The sequence below is a fragment of the Novacetimonas pomaceti genome, from assembly GCF_003207955.1.
Lineage (GTDB): Bacteria > Pseudomonadota > Alphaproteobacteria > Acetobacterales > Acetobacteraceae > Novacetimonas > Novacetimonas pomaceti.
The window spans coordinates 261,061-285,074 of sequence record NZ_NOXG01000002.1; the positions used below are offsets into that span (position 1 = coordinate 261,061).

The following is a 24,014-nucleotide window of genomic DNA, read 5'->3' on the forward strand; positions in this document are numbered from 1 at the left end:
GTCGCCAGTTCCATGTAACGTAAATTATCTTTGGCGCCGATTATGGTGTAAGGTGGTGATTGACCTGCCTTTCCGCAATTCATAGCTTTCGGGCCCATGTCAGAACAGCATCGCATTCCCTCCTCCCCCCTGCCCAAGGCATGGCCTTTCGAGGAAGCCGCCAAACTCGCGGCCCATGTCGGCGACAGGCCCGTCAGCGCTGAACGGCCGGTCCTTCTGGAAACCGGCTATGGTCCGTCGGGCCTGCCGCATATCGGCACGTTTGGCGAGGTCGCGCGCACGTCATGGGTCCGGCAGGCCTTTACCGCCATCACCGGAAAGCCGACGCGCCTGCTGGCATTTTCCGATGACATGGACGCCCTGCGAAAGGTGCCCGACAACGTTCCCAACCAGGACATGCTGCGCCGGTTCATCGGCATGCCCCTGTCGCGGGTGCCCGATCCGTTTGGCACGCATGAATCGTTCGCGGCCCACAACAACGCGCGCCTGCGGGCATTCCTTGACAGTTTCGGCTTCGATTACGAATTCGCCTCGTCCACGCGGTATTACGAGGACGGTCGTTTCGACGCCGCCCTGCGTCGCGTGCTGGAGGTGCATGACAGGATCGTGGACGTCATCGCGCCGACGCTGGGCGCGGAACGCCGCGCCACCTATTCCCCCGTCCTGCCGATCCATCCGCGCACCGGGCAGGTGATGCAGGTCCGCATGGATGCGATCGACCCCGTGGCGGGCACCGTGCGATGGACCGATGACGAAGGCGAGACGTTCGAGACCCCGGTGACGGGCGGCCATGCCAAGATGCAGTGGAAGGCCGACTGGGCCATGCGATGGTACGCGCTGGGCGTCGATTACGAGATGTCGGGCAAGGACCTGATCGACAGCGTGCGCCTGTCGGGCAAGATCTGCCGTATCCTTGGCGGAAGCGCGCCCGCGGGCCTGACCTATGAACTGTTCCTTGATGAAAACGGGCAGAAGATTTCCAAGTCGAAGGGCAACGGCATTTCGGTGGAGGAATGGCTGCGTTACGCCCCGCCCGAAAGTCTGGGCCAATACATGTTCAACGCCCCGCAGCGTGCAAAGCGGCTGTTTTTCGACGTGATCCCCAAGGCGACGGATGAATACCTCGCCAATGTCACCCGCGCGCGCGTGGCACAGGCGGCGCAGGATCCGGCGCTGTGGACCAACGCGGCATGGTTCATCCATGGCGGCCGGATTCCTGATGACGCGGGCAGCCCGGTCACGTTCGGCATGCTGCTGAACCTTGCCAGCGTCGCCAATGCCGAAACGCCGGACGTGCTGTGGAAATTCATCCAGCGCTACGACCCTGACGCAACGCCCGGACGCTTTCCCATGCTGGCGCGGCTGGTGGATCACGCGATCGTCTATTACGCCGATTTCGTGCGCCCCACGAAAAGCTATCGCGCGCCCGAAGGCAAGGAACGCGCGGCACTGTCCGACCTGGCGGATGCGCTGCGTGGGATGGAAGGATCGGCCGCCACGCCGGATGATTACCAGAACCTCGTGTTCGAGATCGGCAAGCGTCACCAGTTCGAACCCCTGCGAAGCTGGTTCGGCTGTCTTTACGAAGTTCTGCTGGGACAGAAGGAAGGACCGCGTTTCGGAATTTTCATCGCGCTGTATGGCGTCAGCGAAACCATTGCCCTGATCGAGGCCGCCCTGACCCGCAGCGTGTCGCAGGCCGACCAATCGTAGGCGCGTCAGGACTTGTCCGTCTGATGGCAGCGTATTTCCCGTGACGTCCGGTCCTTCCCCATCGCGTCCGCCCAACTCCCCCCCCTGTCCGGAGGGAAAGGGCAGGACGGGATGGCGCAGGCTGCTGCGGCATCTGCCCCATGCGATGGGCCTGCTGCTGATGATCGCCGCCATCATCGTGGTGCAGCGCGAAATGCGCAACCTGCACTGGCTCGACATCCGCCGCGCGCTGGCCGGCATCCCGCACACCACGCTGTGGGCGGGGGCCGGCATGACGGTCCTGTCCTATACCGTCCTGTCATTTTACGACTGGCTTGCGGTGCGGCAGATCGGGCGCACGATGCCGTTCAGGCGCACGGCCTTTGCGGCGTTCTGTTCCTATGTCCTGTCGCATAACCTTGGATTTTCCGCCATTTCCGGCGCGGCCGTGCGTTTCCGGCTGTATGGCAACTGGGGCCTGCGCCCGCTTGAGGTCGCGCAGATCATTGCCTTCTGCTCCGCCACCTACCTGCTGGGTGCCGCCGTCCTGATCGGCGGCGTCCTGCTGTGGGAGCCGGAGATGGTGCCGGTGGTGGGCGCGCGCGTGCCATATCTTGTGCTGCAGGCGATCGGGCTGCTGCTGTGGGGCGGTGTCGGGCTGTATATCCTGATGGGGCGTCGCCTGAACGAGGTCACGTTGTGGCGGTGGACCATCACCTTCCCCTCGTCCTCCATGGCGGTGGCGCAGACGGTCGTTTCCGCGGCCGAGGTCGCGGCGACGGCGGCCATCGCCTACATCTTCCTGCCTGATGCGCCGGGGCTGGGATACGGCGTGTTCCTTGCGATCTATATCGCGTCCTATACCGCCGGGCTGGTGGCCAGCGTGCCGGGGGGCTTGGGGGTTTTCGACGGGGCGATGATGCTGGCGCTGGGAAGCTACATGCCTGCGCCGCGCATCATCACGGCGATCCTGATTTTCCGCCTGTTCTATTACATCATCCCGCTGTTCATCGCCGGGGTGATGTTCGCGGGGCATGAACTGTTCCTGCGTGGCGATGCCGTGCTGCTGTCGCGCAAGGCCGCGCAGGGCGCGCCCGTGCGCGGCCCCCGGACGACACGGCCCAGCATCGTGATCCGCGAAAGCGAGGCCGATTTTTCCGTTGCCGTGGCGACGGGCGCGGTGTCGCTGTGTGGTGGCGTGCTGATCGCGCTGACGATCCTGGACCCCGAGACATGGGATAACGCGGCGGGACGGCTGCACGGCCTGTTCGGCATGGCGGGGGATTACCTGCTGTCCCTGATCGGGGTTGCCCTGATCGGGCTGGCGATTGGCCTGTCGCAGCGGGTGACGCTGGCGTGGAAGGTGACGCTGGGCCTGCTGGTAACGGCGGCGGGGCTGACCCTGCTGCGTGGATCGCCCATCATCATTCCGGCATTGCCGGCGCTGGTGGCGATCCTGATCGCGCCTTTCCGGAGTTCCTATTACCGCCACGCGCGGGTGCTGAGCGAGCCGCTGTCCTTTCCCACGATCATGTCCCTGCTGCTGCTGATCGCCTGCGTGGTGGTGCTGGCATGCGCCGGACCGGATGACGAGATGGGCGGCAGCTGGTGGGAAATCATGCTGTTCGCGTCGTCATCGGGGGTCGGGCGCTGGACGATGGGGCTGGCGGTCATGCTGGGGCTGCTGATGATCATGCGCCTGATCCGCCCGGGCCGGATCGCCATCGTGCCATGGGATGCCGAGGGGGAGGCGCGTTACCGCATGCTGGATCATGCGATCGACGCGGTGGGAAAAGCCTGGGTGCCCGCGGGCCTGATCGTGGGGGCGCGGGGACAGGCGCTGCTGCCGTTCGTGCGGCGGGGGACGTTCCTGATCGGTCTGGGCGATCCTGCGGGCAATGCGCAGGACTGTGTGTCCGCGATCTGGTGGCTGCGTGATCTGGCGGTGCAGGAAGGACGGCAGGCCGCCTTCTGGTGTGTGGGGTCAATGTTCCTGTCGGTCTATAACGGGCTGGGCCTGACGGCATGGCCTGTCACGACCGGGCCGTCGGAGACGGAACCGGAGGCGGACGAGTCCCTGTATCTGTGTGCCCGGCCGGAAGATGCGCGCCTGCTGCAGTCGCTTATGCGCGGGTAGGGGTGGATGCGGCGCGATTTGGCGGATAAGGCATGTTCCAGAAAAGATGCTGCATAAATCATGCCCGTTGTGGGACGGATGCCAGCGGCGTTGACAACAGGTCCTGCCGAGAAAAGGTATGAAGCGTGGCTGTTTCCCATGACGTCCTGACGCATCTGAGCGTCCCCATCGGCCTGACCAGCGCATCGGGTGCGTTCCTGATGGCGTTCCCAGCGCTGTTTTCCATCGTCAATCCGCTGGGGGCCGCGCTGATTTTCGCGCAGGTCACCGATGGGCGCAGCCGCGCGGAATGTCTGGCGCTGGCGCGCAAGGTGGCATTTTATTCCGCCATGCTGATGATTGCCTCCATCTGGATGGGGGGGACCATCCTGTCCTTCTTCGGCATCACGATCGACGCCCTGCGGATTGCCGGTGGGCTGGTCGTGGCGGTGCGGGCATGGTCGCTGCTCCAGGCACCGGAAACGGAAGAAGCGCGCAAGCAGGCGCAGGCAAGCCAGGGCGGCCTGAGTGCCACGCGCACGAACGGGATGGAACTGGCGTTCTTTCCGCTGACGATGCCCTTTACCGTCGGCCCCGGTACGATTGCGGTCGCCATCGCGCTCAGTTCCGAAGGATCCACTGGCGGCAGCACCGTCATGTTCTATGGCATCCTGTCGCTGGCAGCCCTGGCCGTGGCCTGCATCATCTGGGTCGCCTATGCCTATGCCGATCAGCTCATGGCCCTGCTGGGGACGACGGGCACACGCATCGTATCGCGGCTGGTGGCCCTGATCCTGCTGTCGATCGGGGTGCAGATCCTGATTACCGGCGTGCAGGGGGTTGTCATGTTCATGGCCCATAACATCGCGCAGATGGGCCACTGACCACTTACAGCAACGCGTGAACCGCCGTGCGGAGCGCGGGCAGCACCTCGGCCCCGAACCATGGGGAACGACGTTCCCATGCGCCCGTCCGCCACGAGGGATGGGGCAGGGGGAAATAGCGCGGCAGGAAATCACGATAATGCCGCACGCGATCCTCCACCCTGCCCGGTCCCAGCACATAGGCCTGGGCATATGATCCGACCAGCAGCGTCAGGCGGATTTCGGGCATCAGCGCAAGCACCCTGTCGCGCCATAACGGGGCGCATTCGCGACGTGGCGGCCTGTCGCCGCCCCTGGGCATGCGGCCGGGGTAGCACATTCCCATGGGCATGATGGCGATGCGGCTGGCGTCGTAAAATGTCGCCCGGTCGATGCCAAGCCATCCCCGCAGGCGGTCCCCCGATGCGTCATTGAAGGATTGTCCCGTTTCATGAACGCGCGTCCCCGGCGCCTGGCTTGCAATCAGGATCCGCGCGGTTGCGGAGACATGCAGGACAGGGCGTGGCCCCAGTGGCAGCACGTGGGCGCAGGCGGTGCAGGCGCGGATTTCGCGCACCAGCCGTTCCAGCGCATCGTCCGGCCCCGTCGCGTCGGGATTCGCGTCGGGGGAGGAAACGCGACGTGTCATCCGTTGAGGAGATCCCTGACCCACAGGGGAACCGTTTTCGTGGCGGGGCCGAGGATCGTCTGGTCAAACAGGGCGTTTCCGGCGGAGGGTTCCATGTTGAATTCCATCGTCTCGGCATGCGTTGAGGCCTGCTGGACAAATCCCGCAGCAGGATAGACCACGCCAGACGTCCCTATGGCCACGAACAGGTCGCATTGATGCAGCGCCCGCTCGATCCGGTCCATGTGATAGGGAATTTCGCCAAACCAGACGACGTCGGGCCGTAATGTCGGGCGATGGCAGGTCGGGCATGGGGTCTGAGGCAGGCAGTCGGCATGCCATGGCGGGGTCGCGCCACAGCTGGTGCAGCGGACGCGCATCAGTTCACCATGCATGTGGATGATGTTGCGGCTGCCGGCACGTTCATGCAGGTCGTCGATGTTCTGCGTGACAATCAGCAGTTCCCCGTCCCATGTGCCGGCACTGGAACATTCCTCCAGCCGGGCAAGCGCCTTATGGGCGGCGTTGGGATGCACATGGGCCAGGCCAGCGCGCAGCCCGTTATAGAAACGGTCCACCCGCAGGGGATCGCGCGCAAATCCCTCTGGCGTGCAGATGTCGCTGATCCGCTCGTGATTCCATAACCCGTCTTCCCCCCGAAAGGTCTGAAGACCGGATTCCTGGCTTATTCCCGCGCCGGTAAGGACAACGATGCGTTGCATGAGGGTTCCTTTATCACAGCCTGTCCACCTTCGCAGTGTGAAGGAACGGCGCGCATAAGAAAACCGCCGCAGACAGTGTCTGCGGCGGTCCCTGATAGTCGCAATCGGTATGAAACCGACTGATCTTACTGAGCGTTGTCCACACCAGTATGCGTCTGCGGAGCAAACGTCCAGCCATGGCCGTAAGGCTGCGGCTGGAAGACAAGCCAGCCACTGCTGGTGGAGTTCCAGCCCGCGCTGGAGACCGGGGCCCCCGTATCGCGCAGCTTGGCCACATCGGCGGCGGAGACGGTGCCCTGCGCCTTGTTGCCCCAGCTGGTGCGGATGAAGTTGACGACATCCGCGATCTGCTGTGCCGACAGCGTCTTGCTGTAACCCGGCATCGCCACGGCGGACGGTGCCCAGTTGCTCGGCGGCAGGACGCCACCATGCGCGATCACGTTCACCAGCGAAGTCGGATCGTCGGTCACGACAACCGGGTTTCCAGCCAGCGGCGGGAACATGCGCGGCACGCCACCACCATCGTTACGGTGACAGATGGCGCATTCCTTGACGTAGGTATCAGCACCCGGAATGTTCGCGAAATTGCCGGACGCCAGCGTGTTCGCCGTGGTCGCGTCATAGGTGTACGGGGCCTGTGACGGCGGCACCGGCGGCAGGCTCTTCAGGTATTTCGCGATGGCATGCAGGTCGTCATCGGTGAAGTACTGCGTGCTCCACGCCACGACATCGCCCATTCCGCCAAAGACAGCCGAATGATCGATACGGCCGGACTTCAGGAAGAGGTAGATGTCGTCCTCGGACCAGCGTCCCAGACCCACGTTCGGGTCGTTACGCAGGCTGGGGGCGACCCAGTTGTCGATGGGCGCGCCACCGGCCAGGAAGTCGGGACCACCCGAAGCATCCAAGGCCTTTTCCTGCATGGCAAAGCCACGCGGGGTATGACACGCACCGCAATGCCCGGCGCCCGTGACGAGATATTCACCCCGTGCGACCTCAGGATCCGTACCGGGAGCCGGCGTGAAATCCTTGGGCGAGGGAGAGAACATCATGCGCCAGATCGACAGCGGCCAGCGCATGGACATCGGCCACGAAATCTCGGGCTGCTTGTCCGGCTGCGCCACCGGCTGCACGCCATGCATGAAATATGCATACAGGGCGCGGGTATCTTCCTTCGTCATGCGGGAGAAGGAAGGATAGGGCATCGCCGGATACAGCGTGGAACCATCCTTGCGGATGCCATGACGAACGGCTTCGTCAAATTCCTCGTAAGTATAGCGGCCGATACCGTACGTCGGATCGGGGGTAATGTTCGTCGAGTAGATTGTCCCGATCGGGCTCTTGATTTCGAGCCCGCCGGCATATGCCGTTCCATGCAGGGCCGTATGACATGCCACGCAGTCACCCAGCCTTGCGACATATGCCCCTTTCTGGACCAGCTCGGCATCGGGCGTCTGCGCCAATGCTGTGCCAGCCAGCAGACTAAGCGCTGCCGCGCCGAAAGTCACCTTAAGCCTGTTGATCATTATGTTCACCATCATGCGTCGCGTTGATGCGAAAAATTGAAAAAAACGGGATTACGGCAGCTGCTCGGGGATACCGGCTGCGTTTTTCCGCGCATCAACTTCCCGCTGGTAGGTTTCGTTCGCACGCTTGATCAGGTACTGGCGAATATCCTCGATCTCGTTCGGGTTCATGTTGCCGTCGAAGCGATCCATGCCGTAGGCGGTAAGGGCACCGCGGCCAACAACGTTATAGAACGCGTCGCTGTGGCGGATCGAACCGGACCAACGCAGATCAGGCAGCACGCCAGCGCCTTCGGCATTATCGCCGTGACAGGCCGCGCAATAGGTCTGGAACTGGAAGTATCCGTTATCGGTGCGGCTTGCATCGAACTTTTCAGGCGGCTTCACCGGCAGGAAGCCCTGGTCGTTCTGCTTGGGCATCGGACCGGCCTTGCCGTCGAGCGAGAAGGCAATCACGTGGGAGTGGTTGACCGTCCAGCCACTGGTGCGCGCGAGGCCACCGAGGAAGAACGGATAGATGCCGCCCCAGCCCACTTCCACCGCGACATACTGCTTGCCATGGGCAAGGTAGGTCACAGGCGGTGCGATGATGCCGCTGTCAGCCGTAAAGTGGAACAGGTCGGAACCGTTGGTGGCATCATAGGCGTGGAATTCACCGTTCGCCAGACCCTGGAACAGCAGGTCGCCGCCTGTTGCCAGGATACCGCCGTTCCACGGACCCTTGTGGTCGACGCGCCATGCTTCGGCCTGCTTCTGCGGATCCCATGCCAGGAGGTAGCCCTTCAGGTCCTTGACGAAGGCAGCCTTCGCTTCGGGGGAGTCGGGGATACCGACCTTGTTCATGTCAAGACCAAGGTTCCAGCTGTCGGGATGCGGCAGGAAGCCACCCTTCTGGTTCGTGTACAGGAACGGAACCTGCTGCGCCGGGATATAGACCAGGCCCGTCTTGGGGCTGAAGGCCATGGCGGCGAAGTTGTGTCCACCCAGATCGCCCGGGATGCCGTACCATTCCTTGCCCGTAAGCGTGTACAGCGCGTCGGGGTTGTAGATGGGGCGACCCGTCTTCGGATCGAGGCCGCTGGCCCAGTTCACATAGACGTAGTTCTTGCCCGAAATGAACTCACCGGTCTTGGCGTCGATGATGTAGAAGAAGCCATTCTTCGGCGCGTGAACGATGACGTGGCGGGTTTCACCATTGATCGGCAGGTCAAGCGTCATGATCTGCTGGACCGAGGTGAAGTCCCACTGGTCCATCGGCGTTTCCTGGAAATGCCAGACGTATTCGCCGGTTTCAGGCTTCAGCGCGACGATGCTGCCCAGGAACAGGTTGTCGCCCTTGCCTTCGGAACGGTACTTGTAGTTCCACGGAGAGCCGTTACCCACGCCAAGGTAGACCAGGTCGGTCACGGGGTCATAGACAAGCGAATCCCACACGGTGCCGCCGCCACCCTGACGGGTCCAGGCGCCGGTCGGGCTCCAGGTCTGATAGGCCTTGTTCATCAGCACGCTGTCGGATGCTGCGTGATCGGGCTCGTTCTTGGGGTTGGGAACCGTGAAGAAGCGCCAGTCGACCTTGCCGGTTTCCGCGTCAAACGCGGTGACAAAGCCACGGGCACCGAATTCGGAACCACCGTTACCGATGATCACGCGGCCCTTGGCGATGCGCGGGGCGCCATCAACCGTATAGGAACGCTGCTTGCCGAGTTCGGCATCGGGGGGAATGGTGTTCACGCTCCAGACCAGCTTGCCGGTCTTGGCGTCCAGGGCGATCAGGCGACCGTCGAACGTGCCGAAATAGACCTTGCCATTCCAGTACGCCGCACCGCGGTTGGCGGTATCGCAGCAGCCCTTGTCCGCGATGTTGCCGGGCACGCGCGGGTCATACGACCACAGCAGCTTGCCGGTGGCGGCATCGATGGCCTTCATCATGCTCCAGTTGGTGGTGGCATACATGACGCCATCAACAACCAGCGGCGTGCCTTCCTGGCCACGGTTGGTATCGAGATCCAGATACCATGCCAGCTTGAGGTTTCCGACATTGGAACGGTTGATCTGATCCAGCGGGCTGTAGCGCTGTTCAGAATACGTGCGACCATAGGTCATCCAGTTCTCGGGATGGTCATCCGCGTGGATGATCGCTTCCCCGGTCTGGCCCTGACCCTCATCAGCGGAAAATGCCATGTTGGCGTAACCGGAGACGAGAGCCGCACATATCGTTCCGGCTGTAAGCGTTCTGCTCAGAGAACGTCTTTTTCCGAAAACGGCAGAAATCATATGTGATGTCCTCAGAAAACTAACGGTTTCGAATTCGGGACGCCGCCGCTGCAACTTTCCGCCGGGGCGGGTCTTTCATTTCCAGCGCAGGGGCGGAGCCACAAATCCGACCCCAGTCACTACACCTGCCCAAGAGATTGAAAAACCGGCCTTCGATAGGGAGAATTAAGCAGGTAGTCCGTTTCATCCGAACATACTGTCGGGATTACATACGTCTTCTGACATTTTAGTGTTTGAGTTCACTAAATTGTGAACAAGGTGTCCGATAAGCAATGAATGCTCTTAGATGAACCTCGTGTAATCTTTTGAAATGTATTTGTTTTTAAAGGATATTTTAGAAGTTGGAGCGCGTGCGCATATCGCAAGATGACAACTTTGTATGCCACTTTTGCATTTCATATATCCGCAAAAGGGATGGATCGGATCGGTCGAAGGGCAAATTGTTTCGAAACTGATGCAGGTTTCGCGTCATGGACTCTTTGCATCACGGACTCAGGGAATAATCCTCCAGCACCTCATAGGTCGGTGCCTCTTTTCCCCGCAGTGAACTGTACAGGGAAAAGTTCCTGATCCGCGTGGGGGAACTGTTGAAAGGCGCCTGTCGTTGCAGCCAGGACGCCAGTCGCGACGGGTCGGGGTGGGCAATGGTGCCAAGCGTGATGTGCGGCACGAACCGCCTGCGACGTTCCGCCAGCCCCGCGCGCCGCATCGCGGTATCGATCTTGCGCTGGAGATGGAGGAGGGAGTCGTTGCGCGCGACTCCCATCCACAGCACCGCCGGCGATGCCGGTCGCTCGAACAGGCCCGGCGCATCGGGGAACAGGTCGAATGCGGGGGCGTGGATGGTCGATAGCGCGTAATGGATATCTTCCATCAGGTGCCGGTCGGTGACCTCCCCGATGAAGCGCAGGGTGAGGTGATAGGTTTCGGGCGGCATCCAGTTCACCTCGGACAGGCTGCCCCGCAGCCCGTTCAGCAGTTCCGAAAGCGGATGGGGAATGCCAAGGGCAATGAAGAGTCTCATCAGGCAGACCAGTCAGGTTGATTGGAGGGAAGATGCGCCACAAAGGGGACATGCCGCATGACCGTTTTGTCCCGGAAAGCGGATAATGCCATTGCTGTACTATATAGTAGTATAGGCATCTATGACGCCGTTGCGTTTGTGGGGTAGTGTCCCCTGGTAACAGGCTTGTCTTGCCATCTTTTAATGTGTTGGCCACGCGGACGTTCTTGAAGCCTCTATAGGATGCCCCAACATTCAGGGATGACACGTTCGCATGACGTGGATGAAGGAAACTTGAAATGGCTTTTGGCCCGGATTCGCGAACTTTTGCCCGCCCTGCGGCAAATGGCGCCGTCGGCTCCATCGATATGGGGCTGCGCACCTATATGTTGCGCGTTTACAACTGGATGACCTCTGGGTTGGTGCTGACGGGACTCGTCGCCTATCTCATCGCCCATAACGCCGCCCTTCAGTCCCTGTTCTACCAGATCGTAAATACCCCGGCGGGTGCGGCGATCCGGCCGACGGGGCTGGGGATGCTGGCAATGATTGCCCCGCTTGGATTCGTCCTGGTGATGTCGTTTGGCGTCAATCGACTGTCGCTTCAGGCGGTGCAGGGACTGTTCTGGCTGTTCTGTGGCGTCATGGGATGCAGCCTGGCGAACATCTTCCTGGTCTTTACCGGCGTTTCGGTGGCGCGCGTGTTCTTCATAACCGCGGCCACATTCGCGGCGATGTCCATATGGGGTTACACCACGCGTGCTGATCTGACCCGTTTCGGCTCGTTCCTGATCATGGGGCTTTTCGGTCTGGTGATCGCCGGAGTCGTCAATATCTTCATGCAGAGCCCGGCTGTCTATTTCATCTACAGCGTGGTGGGGCTGGCGCTGTTCATCGGCCTGACGATGTTCGATACGCAGCGGATCAAGCTGACCTATCAGCAGGTCGCGGCGTATGAGGGGCCGGACATGGCGGCGCGGCGTGCGGTTTACGATGCGCTGGACCTCTATCTGAACTTCATCAACCTGTTCCAGTTCATGCTGCAGTTCATGGGTGTGCGGAACAACAACAACGACTGATCAAGCCCTCTCCCGGCATTGTCGCCTGATGCCGGAATGACACGCAGGACAGAGACTCAGCCAAATCAGCCCGCCACGCATGTGGCGGGTTTTTTTGTATCGTCCCCACATCACAACGAAGCCATGAACAGGAATGGAACATTTTGGGGCATATCAGAACAAACGGCGCCTGAAATAAGACTTATTCATTATGAGAAACAGTCTGTTGACGAGAGTGTGATGCATGCGACGAAGAGTTAGTGCATTGTTTTAGAAAGATAAAAAATCGTAAGCAGGCTTCATTGAAATCTATTGAAATATTATGTGAAGACTTGCTTATAGTGGGGTTCAGGTCGGATAACCCTTGAATAGAGAAAACATGTGAAAGGGATACGGCACGAAAAAGGTACGCTTCAAGACACAGGACGGCATCGCGATTACCGGTCCGATCTGCCCTGACAGAAAACAGGATTGATATCTGATGGGCTGGATTGATCGAAATCATGGTCAGCCGGTCGGCAACCAACTCATGACAGATGCAAACCGAAAAAAACCATTATGTTTGATTTTCGGGAGTTGACGAAGGCGCGATGTCGCTGTTGTGGGACGTTGTTGCCTGCACGAACGCAGATGCAGGGCCCGTGGCGTGCGTATAACGTGACCGTTGTTGTTAGTGCCCGTGGATGAAGCGAGGATGTGAGCGAAATAGGGTGATGTCGAAACCAACGAGGCGTGAGATGAAGAAAAAAATCTTGCCAAGATTATCGAAATTAATGTGCTTGTCCTCCGCAGCCCTCTTGGCAGGATGCGATTGGGATACGCTGAACCCCAAAGGTGTGATCGGGGCACAGGAAAAAAGCCTGATCCTGACCTCCACCTATGCGATGCTGCTGGTTGTCATTCCGGTATGTATCCTGACCCTGGTGTTTGCCTGGCATTACCGTCAGTCCAACACCTCGGCGGAATATCTGCCGAAATGGTCGCATTCCAACAAGATCGAGGTGATTATCTGGGCCGTGCCCAGCCTGATCATCCTGTTCCTGGCTGTGCTGACCTACCAGACCTGCCATTCGCTTGACCCGTACAAGCCGCTTGAGGCCGAAGCGAACGTCAAGCCGATCCATGTCGAGGTCGTGGCGCTGGACTGGAAGTGGCTCTTTATCTATCCGGATGAAGGAATTGCCACCGTCAACCAGATGGCGATGCCGGTGAATACGCCGGTTGATTTCCGGATCACCTCTGATTCCGTGATGAACTCGTTCTTCATTCCCCAGCTTGGCACGATGATTTACGCCATGGCAGGCATGCAGACGCAGCTTCACCTGATCGCAAATGAGGCTGGTGATTTCCAGGGTGAATCCTCTAACTTTAGTGGCCGTGGCTTCTCCGACATGCGCTTCCGTGCCCTGGCAATGCCGGCGGACCAGTACAGCGCGTGGGTGGAAAAGGTGAAGGCTTCGTCCGAGCAGCTGGACAGCGCAAGCTATCCCAAGCTTGCTGCGCCGAGCGAGGCGAACCCGGTCGAGTACTTCTCGCATGTCGATGCGACTCTGTTTGACGATATCGTTGCCAAGTACAACAACGGCATGGTCATGGATAAGAGCACCGGCAAAATGCTGCACATGCAGCAGTCCGCAATGTCCGACATGAATATGAAGGAATAGGACAGATGTTAGGAAAATTAACCTGGTCGGCCATTCCTATCGATGTGCCGATTCTTGTTGGAACCTTTATCGGTGCCGCGATCGCGGGGCTGGCTGTTCTGGGGCTGATTACCTATTACGGCAAATGGGGTTACCTGTGGCGTGAGTGGCTGACCTCGGTCGATCACAAGCGCATTGGCGTCATGTATATCGTGGTCGCGCTCGTTGCGCTGTTCCGTGGTTTCGCCGACGCCATCATGATGCGTTCGCAGCTTGCGCTGGCCTATGCCGGGAACCCCGGTTACCTGCCGCCGCATCACTATGACCAGATCTTCTCCGCCCATGGCACGATCATGATCTTCTTCATGGCCATGGCGTTCATGCAGGGTCTGATGAACATCGTGGTGCCGCTGCAGATCGGTGCGCGCGACGTTGCCTTCCCCTTCGTGAACACGCTGAGCTTCTGGATGACGACCATCAGCTTCCTGCTGGTCAACGTCTCCCTGTTCATCGGTGAGTTCTCGCAGTGCGGCTGGCTGGCGTATCCGCCCCTGTCCGAACAGCAGTTCAGCCCTGGCGTCGGCGTCGACTACTACATCTGGGCGGTTCAGCTGTCTGGTGTCGGCACGCTGCTGACGGGTGTGAACTTCTTCACGACCATCGTGAAGATGCGTGCGCCTGGCATGGACTACATGCGGATGCCGGTGTTCACCTGGACCATCTTCTGCACGACCGTGCTGATCATGGTGGCCTTCCCGATCCTGACCGTTGCGATGGGTCTGCTGGGTCTTGACCGTTACCTGGGCATGCACTTCTTCACCAATGACGGCGGCGGCAACCAGATGCTCTATCTGAGCGTGATCTGGGGCTGGGGCCATCCCGAAGTGTACATCCTGGTTCTGCCTGCTTTCGGTGCCTTCTCCGAAATCACCCAGACCTTCTCCCGCAAGCCGCTGTTCGGCTACAAGACGATGGTTTACGCCACGGCGTCCATCATGGTCCTGTCGCTGGTCGTGTGGGTTCACCACTTCTTCACCATGGGTGCCGGCCCGAACGTCAACGCGTTCTTTGGCATCATGACCATGATCATCGCGGTCCCGACGGGCGTGAAGATCTTCAACTGGCTGTTCACCATGTATAAGGGCCGCGTCGAATTCCACGCGACCATGTACTGGGTCATCGGCTTCATGATCACCTTCTCCATCGGTGGCATGACCGGCGTTATGCTTGCGATCCCGGCTTCGGACTTCGTGCTGCATAACAGTCTCTTCGTTATCGCCCACTTCCATAACGTGATTATCGGTGGCGTGTACTTCGGTTACGTCGCGGCCATGAACTTCTGGTTCCCCAAGTCCTTCGGCTTCAAGCTGAACGAAGCGTGGGGCAAGCGGGCGTTCTGGTTCTGGTTCGTTGGCTTCTACTTCGCGTTCATGCCGCTGTATGTCCTTGGCTTCGAGGGCATGACCCGTCGTATGAACCACTACGACAATCCCGCATGGCACCCCTGGCTGCTGATCGCGGAATTCGGTGCGGTCCTGATCGCCCTGGGTATCGTGTGCCAGCTGACGCAGCTGTATGTTTCGATCCGTGATCGCAACCTGGCTGAAAACCGTGACATGACGGGTGATCCCTGGAATGCGCGCACGCTGGAATGGTCCACGTCTTCGCCTCCGCCGTTCTACAACTTCGCTATCCTGCCGGTTGTTCATGAACTGGATGCGTTTGCCCACGATAAGGAAGCCGGTATCGACACGCGCAATGCGGGTGGTGATTACCAGCCGATCCATATGCCGAAGAACACGGCCTGTGGTTTCCTGATCGGTGCGTTCAGCTTCATCCTTGGCTTTGCCGCTGTGTGGTGGATCTGGTGGCTGGCAGCTGTTGGTCTGATTGGCGTCATCGCGACGGTGATCGCACGTTCGTCCGACAACGATGTCGACTACTATGTGCCGGTTTCCGAGGTTGTCCGCATTGAAAACGAGCACACCCACAACCTTATGGCAGCACAGGCAGCAGAATAATGGCGCATAATATTACTGCTGATGCGGCCCACGCCCACGAAGAACACCACGAATCTCCCGTGGTGTTCGGGTTCTGGCTGTATCTGATGACGGACTGCATCATCTTCGGCACGCTGTTTGCTGTGTTCGCGGTGCTGCGGACCCAGTTCAACGGCGGACCGAATGGTCATGAAGTCTTCGAACTGTCGGGTGTCGGAATTGAAACAGCGATCCTGCTGCTCAGCTCCATTACCTACGGTTTCGGCATGATCGCCGCACACGATAACAAGATCAGCACGATGCGGACCTGGCTGGGGGTGACCTTCCTGCTGGGCCTGGGCTTCCTGTTCATGGAACTTCGTGAGTTCTCTCACATGATTGCCGAAGGCAACGGCCCGGATCGCAGCGCGTTCCTGTCGTCGTTCTTCACGCTGGTTGGCACGCATGGTCTGCATGTCACCTGCGGCCTTCTGTGGATGGCGGTTCTGCTGTTCCAGACGGCAGGCAAGACCGAGCTGAACGAGCGCATGATCAACAAGCTCACCTGCCTCAGCCTGTTCTGGCACTTTCTGGACATCGTCTGGATCTGTGTCTTCACCTTTGTCTATCTGATGAGTGTGATCTGATGTCTGATGCACATACATCCGCCTCAGGCGAGAGCCACGGGAGTGTAGGGTCTTACCTCACCGGGTTCGTGATCTCTGTTCTGCTGACGGCAGCGGCCTTCGGTCTGGTGATGGCGCATACGTTCTCACCGTCCGGAACCGCCGGGGCGATCACGCTCCTCGCCGTGGTGCAGATCGTCGTTCACCTGATCTTCTTCCTGCATATGAACGCTTCGTCCGAGCAGCGTTGGAATGTCATGGCCTTCGCTTTCACGGTCGTGACGGTTCTGATCCTGGTTGGCGGCACGGTCTTCATCATGCATGACACCGCGATCAACATGATGTCGCGCTAAGCGATATCAGCCGGGTCCGGGCATCCCGCAAAGGATGCCCGGCCAGGGATCAAAAAAAGGGCCGGCGAGGAAATCCTCGCCGGCCCTTTTTCATGAACGGGGTGCCCGGATCAGTTTTCTCCGGGCCAGTTTTCCCTAGATCAGTTTTTCTGGGGTTCCGGGGACAGCAGTTCGGCCTTGTTGGGCTTGTCCTTCCATTCCTCCGCATCGGCGGGGGGTTCGCCCTTGCGGGTGATGTTGGGCCAGACGCCTGCGTATTTGGCGTTGATTTCCGCCCAGGCGGTGGCGCGGTCGTCGCTATCGGGAAAGATTGCCTCGGCCGGGCATTCCGGCTCGCACACGCCGCAGTCGATGCATTCGTCCGGGCTGATTACCAGGAAGTTTTCACCCGCATAGAAGCAGTCGACGGGGCAGACCTCGACGCAATCCATGAACTTGCAGCGAATGCAGTTTTCGGTGACCACATAGGTCATCGCCTATCTCCGATCATTATTTACAGGCCGAAGCAGTATGTCTTCCAGCCAGGGACATGAGACGAGGGCGCCATCCAGGGCAGAAAACCTCATCGAGAATGGCCGAAGATATGAGAGGCTTTTGCCATTGTGGCAAGTCAAAGACGCCCATAAATGAATAATCCGTGGCGTGGTGTGTTATTCGCGATGCTTTTCATCAATTTCTGGAATAATCTCATATAGCATCCGTGCAGCTGACGCGCCTTCGCGGCGGCGGGCAAAGCCCGTGACGCGAACGACCATCACGGTGCGACGATCCGGTGACGGCAGGGTCAGGACATCGCCGATATGCACCTGGGCATGGGCCTTTACGGTGCGCTGGCGGTTGATGCGGACATGCCCCGTTGCGATGAATTCCCCGCAGTCGTTACGACTCCGCGCAAATCGTGCATGCCACAGCCACAGGTCCAGCCGCTGCGTCTGCGCGATCCCGTCCTGCGTGACGGGCGCGGCGGATGGCCTGCGGCTCATGCCCTGCGGTCCCTCAGCACCGCCAGCGCGGCGAAGGGGTGATCCTCGCGAATGGCCGGGCGACGGGCGACGACCTGAACATCCCCTGCTGATCCATGTCCATGCGCGCCCTCCTGCCGCCGGGAATGGCGGCCCGATACGGGGCCTGACGCCCCGGATGATCCCTTGCGGCGCAGGCGGCCCACCAGCATGGTCGGGGCAGGGGGGCCGAACTGTTCAGGTGGCATCGGGCGTGGTGGCCGCACATGGATGTCCAGCCCCTTCAGCACGGCCTGTATGGCGTCACGGCGGATGCTCAGGCGCGATGCCAGCGCGTGCGACAGCGGCACGGGATGCTGCCGTGTCTGGCGTGTCAGTTCGGTAATCAGCTTTTCCGCGATATCGACGCGGATTCGCACGGGGCCTGCCCGCATCCAGCCCATGCGGTCCATGAACGGGGCGGGCAGCAGGTCATGGGGCACGGAGATCCTGCCGGGGGCTGGCAGGTCCGGGATTTCCGTTTCCATGTGGGCGCATGTCAGGATGGCGCGCAGGCGCATGCCGCGCGGCTTCATCAGCGCGGGCATGAACAGCGCCAGCTGCCCGATGCGGATCCCCAGCCGGCCAAGGTGCCCCCGCAGGCCGCGCGAACGTTCCTCGTGCCGTTCCAGTGGCGTGAGGCCCGCGCCTTCCATCAGGCGATGCACGACCCCACGCAGGGTCGGGTCGTCCGGCATGGCGGCCTGGGCCGCGAACAGGGGGGCGAAGACCTCGCGCACATGCCGCCCCAGCCATTCCGCCAGCCGTTCGCGGATACGCTCGCGCTGCACGTTATCCAGCAGCGGATTGTCCAGGACCTCGATACGGGGATGCAGCAGCTGATGGCCCCGTCGCAGGCGCGCGACATTGACGCCTTCCCATGTCAGGTGGCGGCCGTCCTCCGCGAAATCGAAACAGGAATCCGGCGCGTGGGCCAGCACATGCACCCGGCGCGGGATTTCGGTGCGCACGGCCCGTCGCGCCGCGCGCATCAGCAGCCGCCGGTCCGGGACATCAATCCCCTCGGCCAGAAGGTCCAGCCCCGCGATGCGCCCGACGGCATGGCCCTCCACCAGGACCTCGCCCTGTGCCGTGACGGCGGACAGCAGGTCGTCAGCACCCCCTTCATCCAGGCGCCGGATCAGGGTTGCCGCGCGCCGGTCGACAAAGCGGGCGGTCAGCTGTTCATGCAGGGCATCGGAAAGCTGGTTTTCGGCCTCCCGCGTGCGGTCCTGCCAGTACTGCGCGTTGCGCAGCCAGTCGGGACGCGCGGCGATATAGGCGCAGACACGGATGCCGGACAGGCGGTGCATCAGGGAATCGATCGTGCCCTCGGGACGCAGGAAGGCGGCGATCTGCCCTTCCATCCAGGCAGGGGGCACCCGTCCGTCGCGCATGACATAGGAAAAGACGCGCGCGCACAGGCGGATATGGCTTTCATCGCCCAGCTTGCGGAAATCGGGGATCTGGCAGCTTTCCCACAACAGGCGGGTCGCCGCGCGTGAACGGGCAAGGGCGCGGATTTCCGGATTGGCCGCCAGACTGGCGAGCGCGAGCACATCCGACGCCTCATGCCCCGCTGTCAGTTCCGGCAGCGGCGGGGAGCGCCCCAGACTCGACAGCAGCGCGTCGGGACTGGAAAAATCGAGTTCGCTGTTACGCCACGACAGGCGCGTCAGCGGGTCGAAACGGTGTTCCTCCACCGCTTCGGCGACCTCTTCGGACAGGGGGCGGCACATTCCGGTCGTGCCGAAGGTTCCGTCGCGCAGGCCCCGCCCGGCCCGGCCCGCGACCTGCGCGATTTCGGCGGGCGTCAGGGGGCGCATGCGCGTGCCGTCGAACTTCGACAGGCTGGCGAAGGCGACATGGTTGACATCCATGTTCAGCCCCATGCCGATCGCATCCGTCGCGACGAGGTAGTCGACCTCCTTGTCCTGATACAGGGCGACCTGTGCGTTGCGGGTGCGCGGCGACAGCTGTCCCATCACGATGGCGCATCCCCCGCGCCTGCGGCGGATCAGTTCGGCGATGGCGTAAACCTCGGCCGCGGAAAAGGCGACGATGGCCGAACGGGGCGGCAGGCGCGTCAGCTTGGTGGCCCCGGTATGCGCCAGGTGGGACAGGCGCGGGCGGTGGTCGATTTCGATGCCCGGCACCAGCCGGCGCAGCAGGGGGCGGATGGTGTCGGCCCCCAGGAACATGGTTTCCACCTGTCCGCGCGCATGCAGCAGGCGGTCTGTGAAGATATGCCCCCGGTCCGGATCGGCGCAGAGCTGGATTTCATCGACGGCGACGAACGCGACCCGCCGGTCAAGGGGCATTGCCTCCACCGTGCAGGAAAACCAGCGCGCGTTGGGCGGGATGATCTTTTCCTCGCCGGTGATGAGCGCGACGGCCCCGGCCCCCTTGCGCGCGACCATGCGGTCATAGTTTTCGCGTGCCAGAAGACGCAGCGGAAAGCCGATGATGCCACTGGCATGCGCCAGCATCCGTTCGATGGCCAGATGCGTCTTTCCGGTATTGGTGGGGCCGAGTACGGCGCGCACCTGCGCGGAGGACGAAATGCCGGTCGCGCGTCCGGCGGCGGAATGAAGGGGGCCAGCCCCCATGGGTACACCCGTCATGCCAGCATGCTCTGGCGACCTGCGTGCAAATGCAAGCAAAACCCGCATACCTGTCCGTATATTGCACTGTCATGGCTTGCACGCCGCGCGTGTCGGACGCACGCTGGAGATGAAAATGACATGAAAGGGCCAGATGTCATGACACTTGACGATTTTCCCTGCCTGCTGCCGCAGGCGGCGGTGGGCGGGCATCGCGTGCGGGTGGTCCATGCGCTTCGCCCTGCCCAGCTGCCGCAGCTTGCTGACCTGGCGGGCGGCCGGGCGGTGGCCTTTGCCACGGACATGGGCTTTGGCGCGAAATATGGCGAGGTGCTGCTTCTGCCCGGCGATCAGGGCGTGGAATCGGCGCTGCTGGGGCTGGGCGATGGCAGGGACGATGGCGGCTGTGATCCGTTCGTCTTCGGGGCGCTGCCGCCGCGCCTGCCCGCAGGCGCGTGGCGTGTGCAGGCGCCCGCGGATGTCGGGGCGGGGGATATCGTCCTTGGCTTCTGCCTTGGCGCCTACCGGATGCCCGCGTTCGGGCGCGCCCGGTCATCGGACAGTGATGCCCCCCGCCTTGTGGTGACGGAACAGGCCGTCGCATCCGCCGAGGTCGCGGCATGCATCTGCCAGGGGCGTGACCTCATCAACACGCCTCCCAACCTGATGGGACCGATGGACCTGGCCGATGCCGCGCGCCTGACGCTGTCGGCGCAGGGCGCGGATGTGAAGGTCATCACGGGCGAGGAACTGCGGCGCGACTATCCCACCGTGGCGCATGTGGGCATGGGATCCGACCGGCCGCCCTGCGTCGTGGTGGCGCAATGGCGTGGCAGCGGGGCGGACGTGAATGCGCCGCTGCTGTCGCTGGCGGGCAAGGGGGTGTGTTTCGATACGGGGGGATACGACATCAAGCCCGCGTCCTCCATGCTGCGGATGAAAAAGGACATGGGGGGCGCCGCGCTGATGCTGTCGCTGGCGCGGCTGGTGATGCTGCGCGACCTGCCGCTGCGTCTGGAACTGCGGCTGGGCTGTGTTGAAAACAGCGTGTCGGGCCATGCCATGCGTCCGTCGGACGTGATTGTCACCCGTTCGGGACAGACGGTGGAGGTCGGCAATACCGACGCGGAAGGGCGGCTGGTGCTGTGCGACCTGCTGAGTGCTGCGTGCGACTCCGGCCCTGATCTCCTGATCGACGCGGCCACGCTGACCGGGGCGGCGCGCGTGGCGCTGGGGCCGGACCTGCCCGCGCTGTTCTGCAATGACGATGCGGTTGCGGTTCACCTGCTGGCGGCGGGCGACATGTGCGCCGATCCGATGTGGCGTCTGCCGCTGTGGAACGGGTATCGCGAATGGCTGCGCAGTCCGGTGGCAGATATGAACAATATTTCATCCCGACCCATGGCGGGGGCGGTCACGGCGGCCCTGTTTTTGCAGAATTTTGTCAAAACTGGTGTGCGCTGGGCTCATATCGATACGTATGGATGGAATGATTCCGCACGTCCCGGTCGTCCGGAGGGTGGAGAAAACCTTTGTTTAAGAGCAACTTACGAAGGAATTTTAAAAATCTTCGATTTCGGTGGGAGAAAAGGTGACTGAAGTAACGATCCGTCCCAGAAACTAATTTGCATTCTGCGACTTATATATGCCGTAATTGCCAATTATATGTGCAATACCATAGTTACCCCGTGTCCGACCGACACCGCAGGCAGGGAGGCCTGTCCGGGCCGGCCTCTGGACAACAGACAAGGATTGTAGTGATGGCAATGTCATCAGGTTCGGATTCGATGATCAATACCCTGCGCGACACCATTGTTTCGATGGTGCGTCGTGATGGCCCCGATCTGTCGGCGCGTCAGCTGGCGGTCTTCCTGACCTGCTACCTGCAGGATGACGCGCATACGGTGCGTGGCCTCGCGGCGGAGCTGAACGTGTCCAAGCCCGCGATCACCCGCGCGCTGGACCGCCTGCAGGACCTCGACCTTGCGTGGCGCACGCGCGACCCGATGGATGGCCGTTCGGTCCTGATCCGTCGCACGCTCAAGGGCAAGGCCTACCTGCGCGACCTGTCGGCCATCGTGAACGAGGCGACGGCCCCGCGCGAAGAGGAAGCCGCAGCCCCGGTCCGCAAGGTGCGCGGCCGCCGTATGGAAGATCGCCTGCGTCGCGCGGGCTGAGGCTGCCTGGCCAGGGGGCTGTGAGTTTCTCATGGCCCCATGCAACCGCCGCCCTTGTGGCGCGTCAGGTGGTGGCTATCTTCCTTTCATACGGTAACGGGCAAACGGGTAGGAGAAATCGATGATTCGCATGGTAACCCGCGCGGCGGCAGTCGCCCTTGTGGCGATGCCTCTTCTTGGCGTCGCGGCTCAGGCCGATGATGCGCTTGGAACGCCGGTGGGACATGTCACGATCAAGGTTCAGTCCGCCGATATCGGTATCGGTCGCACCTGGGGATCGGGACGTCTGACGTTCCAGAAACATACCTATCGTTTCCGCATCGATGGTGGGTCCATCGCGGCGGTCGGCTATTCCAAGGTCACGGGCAGCGGCGAAGTCTATAATCTGCATGCCGCCAAGGATCTGGAAGGCAGCTATGCCGCCGTGAATGGCGAGGCCACTGCCGGGACAGGCGTCGGGGGTATCGTGCTGAGCAACCCCAACGGCGTGAAGATCAAGTTGGTGACCCAGAGCAAGGGCGGTCGCCTTGCCGCCGCGGCGCAGGGCATGAAGATCACGATGGTCAGGTAAGCTGGCGTCCAGCAAGCGCGCCTGACATCCATGCACCCCGTTGCGGGGCGACAGTCACAAGGGGGACCGGCCGTAGGGTCGGTCCCTTTTTTGTTGGGAAAAGCCTACCACCCGCCGATGGGATGGGTGTGGGTGCGATGGATGACATAGGCGGCCCACGCCACCTGTGGACCAAGGGCCAGTGCAAAGGCGACCGGAAGCGATACCAGTCCCGCGCGGGCCATCCACGCCATGCTCCCCCCCAGAAGACAGCCCCCCCATGCCATGGGTGCGATGATGGCGCAGGACAGCCCGGTCCGGTGCGCGATCTGGTACAGGTGCCCCCGGTGTGCCGTCGTAACCGATTCGCCTTCGTAATATCGCCGTACCAGCGTGAACAGCACGTCGCCCATGAAGTTGGCCAGCAGCAGCACCATGACGCTCCAGCCCCAGCAGCCGCCCTTATGGCCCATGATCAGGCCGAGCGTCCCCAGCACCATGCCGCATCCCTGGCTGCCGACATCGCCCATGAAAATACGGGCATGGGGAAAATTGAACGGCATGAAGCCTGTCATCGCGATCGCCATGGCCAGGGCGATGGGCGTGACGACCCCGGCCCCCGCCATGGGGGCAAGCCATGCCAGCATCAGGCAGGCGCACAGGACCGTCCCCGATGCCAGCCCGTTCAGCCCGTCCATGAAATTGACGCAGTTCGCCATGAAGACCAGCCAGGCGATGCTGGCGATGATGTCGAAAATTCCTGTCTGGCCGCCGTATGAAACGTGCAGGGACAAGACGATGGTGACAGCTGCCGCGCACTGTGCCAGCAGCTTGATGGCGGCGGATTGTGGCCGGATGTCATCGTACCACGACACAAGGCAGAGCAGCGCGAGCCCGCCGAGGAAACCCCCCACCGGAAAGCTGCTCCAGCCTGTTCCCCATATCATGAAGGCGGGAAGCAGCCCGGCCATGAACGCGGTCATGACGCCGATCCCCCCGCCGGTCGGCACCGCGACGGCATGGGCGCTGCGCGCGACGGGATGATCCAGCACCCGCACGCGGATCATGACCCGCACCAGCAGCGCGGAAAGACACCAGATCGCCACGGACAGTGCCGCCGTCGCCATCACGGGACCGGCTTTACGCTTTGGAACATGATCTTCCCTTTGGACGCTCTTTCTGCTGGGCTATAGGGGGAAG

General features: G+C 61.6%; 20 protein-coding genes. 11 read left to right on the top strand and 9 right to left on the bottom strand.

The window, feature by feature from the left end; genetic code table 11:
* Window positions 1-96 precede the first annotated feature (96 nt).
* The 3 genes from CFR71_RS03535 to CFR71_RS03545 all read left to right on the top strand — a co-directional run bounded on the left by CFR71_RS03535 (window position 97) and on the right by CFR71_RS03545 (window position 4,692).
* Window positions 97-1,713, top strand: coding sequence for a lysine--tRNA ligase (locus tag CFR71_RS03535; RefSeq protein WP_110527043.1), 1,617 nt, complete (start codon window positions 97-99; stop codon window positions 1,711-1,713).
* A gap of 145 nt (window positions 1,714-1,858) precedes the next feature.
* Window positions 1,859-3,829: a lysylphosphatidylglycerol synthase domain-containing protein gene (locus CFR71_RS03540; RefSeq protein WP_110527569.1), complete on the top strand. Its 1,971-nt coding sequence runs from the start codon at window positions 1,859-1,861 to the stop codon at window positions 3,827-3,829.
* 200 nt (window positions 3,830-4,029) lie between these two features.
* Complete coding sequence (locus tag CFR71_RS03545; protein ID WP_239019239.1) at window positions 4,030-4,692, top strand: MarC family protein; 663 nt, start codon at window positions 4,030-4,032, stop codon at window positions 4,690-4,692.
* 4 nt (window positions 4,693-4,696) lie between these two features.
* On the opposite strand, the gene CFR71_RS03550 is transcribed toward CFR71_RS03545, so the two are convergent.
* The 5 genes from CFR71_RS03550 to thpR all read right to left on the bottom strand — a co-directional run bounded on the left by CFR71_RS03550 (window position 4,697) and on the right by thpR (window position 10,845).
* Complete coding sequence (locus CFR71_RS03550; RefSeq protein WP_110527048.1) at window positions 4,697-5,320, bottom strand: uracil-DNA glycosylase family protein; 624 nt, start codon at window positions 5,318-5,320, stop codon at window positions 4,697-4,699.
* Complete coding sequence (locus tag CFR71_RS03555) at window positions 5,317-6,021, bottom strand: NAD-dependent deacylase (RefSeq protein ID WP_110527051.1); 705 nt, start codon at window positions 6,019-6,021, stop codon at window positions 5,317-5,319. Before CFR71_RS03555 ends, CFR71_RS03550 begins: the two co-directional genes overlap by 4 nt.
* A 125-nt stretch (window positions 6,022-6,146) precedes the next feature.
* Window positions 6,147-7,547, bottom strand: a complete 1,401-nt coding sequence (locus CFR71_RS03560) for a c-type cytochrome (RefSeq protein WP_206057851.1) — start codon at window positions 7,545-7,547, stop codon at window positions 6,147-6,149.
* A 51-nt stretch (window positions 7,548-7,598) separates the two neighbouring features.
* A complete protein-coding gene (locus CFR71_RS03565; RefSeq protein ID WP_110527057.1) occupies window positions 7,599-9,821 on the bottom strand; it encodes a PQQ-dependent dehydrogenase, methanol/ethanol family in 2,223 nt (740 codons plus the stop codon).
* A gap of 484 nt (window positions 9,822-10,305) precedes the next feature.
* Window positions 10,306-10,845, bottom strand: a complete 540-nt coding sequence (gene thpR, locus CFR71_RS03570) for an RNA 2',3'-cyclic phosphodiesterase (protein ID WP_110527061.1) — start codon at window positions 10,843-10,845, stop codon at window positions 10,306-10,308.
* Window positions 10,846-11,123: 278 nt separating this feature from the next.
* Here thpR and CFR71_RS03575 point away from each other — a divergent pair, with 278 nt between their 5' ends.
* From CFR71_RS03575 to cyoD, 5 genes are all read left to right on the top strand, one after another.
* Window positions 11,124-11,903, top strand: a complete 780-nt coding sequence (locus CFR71_RS03575; protein ID WP_110527064.1) for a Bax inhibitor-1/YccA family protein — start codon at window positions 11,124-11,126, stop codon at window positions 11,901-11,903.
* Between the two features lie 716 nt (window positions 11,904-12,619).
* Window positions 12,620-13,546: a ubiquinol oxidase subunit II gene (cyoA, locus tag CFR71_RS03580; RefSeq protein WP_165829188.1), complete on the top strand. Its 927-nt coding sequence runs from the start codon at window positions 12,620-12,622 to the stop codon at window positions 13,544-13,546.
* A gap of 5 nt (window positions 13,547-13,551) precedes the next feature.
* Window positions 13,552-15,546 (top strand): cytochrome o ubiquinol oxidase subunit I, encoded by a 1,995-nt coding sequence (cyoB, locus tag CFR71_RS03585; RefSeq protein ID WP_110527071.1) that lies wholly within the window; start codon window positions 13,552-13,554, stop codon window positions 15,544-15,546.
* Entirely contained in the window at window positions 15,546-16,151 is a 606-nt protein-coding gene (gene cyoC / locus CFR71_RS03590; RefSeq protein WP_110527074.1) for a cytochrome o ubiquinol oxidase subunit III, read from the top strand. The genes cyoB and cyoC overlap by 1 nt, the downstream gene beginning before the upstream one ends.
* The gene (gene cyoD, locus CFR71_RS03595; protein ID WP_110527077.1) at window positions 16,151-16,483 is read left to right on the top strand and encodes a cytochrome o ubiquinol oxidase subunit IV; all 333 of its coding nucleotides are present in this window, start codon (window positions 16,151-16,153) and stop codon (window positions 16,481-16,483) included. Before cyoC ends, cyoD begins: the two co-directional genes overlap by 1 nt.
* A 140-nt stretch (window positions 16,484-16,623) precedes the next feature.
* Here the strand turns inward: cyoD and fdxA are convergent, their stop codons facing one another.
* The 3 genes from fdxA to CFR71_RS03610 form a co-directional block, all read right to left on the bottom strand.
* The gene (fdxA, locus tag CFR71_RS03600; protein ID WP_110527080.1) at window positions 16,624-16,956 is read right to left on the bottom strand and encodes a ferredoxin FdxA; all 333 of its coding nucleotides are present in this window, start codon (window positions 16,954-16,956) and stop codon (window positions 16,624-16,626) included.
* A 177-nt stretch (window positions 16,957-17,133) separates the two neighbouring features.
* A complete protein-coding gene (locus CFR71_RS03605; RefSeq protein WP_110527082.1) occupies window positions 17,134-17,466 on the bottom strand; it encodes an RNA-binding S4 domain-containing protein in 333 nt (110 codons plus the stop codon).
* Entirely contained in the window at window positions 17,463-20,108 is a 2,646-nt protein-coding gene (locus tag CFR71_RS03610) for a helicase-related protein (protein WP_110527085.1), read from the bottom strand. The genes CFR71_RS03605 and CFR71_RS03610 overlap by 4 nt, the downstream gene beginning before the upstream one ends.
* A gap of 120 nt (window positions 20,109-20,228) precedes the next feature.
* Here CFR71_RS03610 and CFR71_RS03615 point away from each other — a divergent pair, with 120 nt between their 5' ends.
* The 3 genes from CFR71_RS03615 (at window position 20,229) to CFR71_RS03625 (ending at window position 22,835) form a co-directional block, all read left to right on the top strand.
* Window positions 20,229-21,686, top strand: coding sequence for a leucyl aminopeptidase family protein (locus tag CFR71_RS03615; protein WP_408889261.1), 1,458 nt, complete (start codon window positions 20,229-20,231; stop codon window positions 21,684-21,686).
* Between the two features lie 161 nt (window positions 21,687-21,847).
* On the top strand, window positions 21,848-22,264 hold the full coding sequence (locus CFR71_RS03620) for a MarR family winged helix-turn-helix transcriptional regulator (protein ID WP_110527091.1): 417 nt from the start codon (window positions 21,848-21,850) through the stop codon (window positions 22,262-22,264).
* Window positions 22,265-22,388: 124 nt separating this feature from the next.
* Window positions 22,389-22,835, top strand: coding sequence for a hypothetical protein (locus CFR71_RS03625; protein WP_165829191.1), 447 nt, complete (start codon window positions 22,389-22,391; stop codon window positions 22,833-22,835).
* Window positions 22,836-22,939: 104 nt separating this feature from the next.
* Here CFR71_RS03625 and CFR71_RS03630 read toward each other — a convergent pair whose 3' ends face one another.
* Window positions 22,940-23,941 (bottom strand): glycosyltransferase family 4 protein, encoded by a 1,002-nt coding sequence (locus CFR71_RS03630; protein WP_110527094.1) that lies wholly within the window; start codon window positions 23,939-23,941, stop codon window positions 22,940-22,942.
* Window positions 23,942-24,014 lie beyond the last annotated feature (73 nt).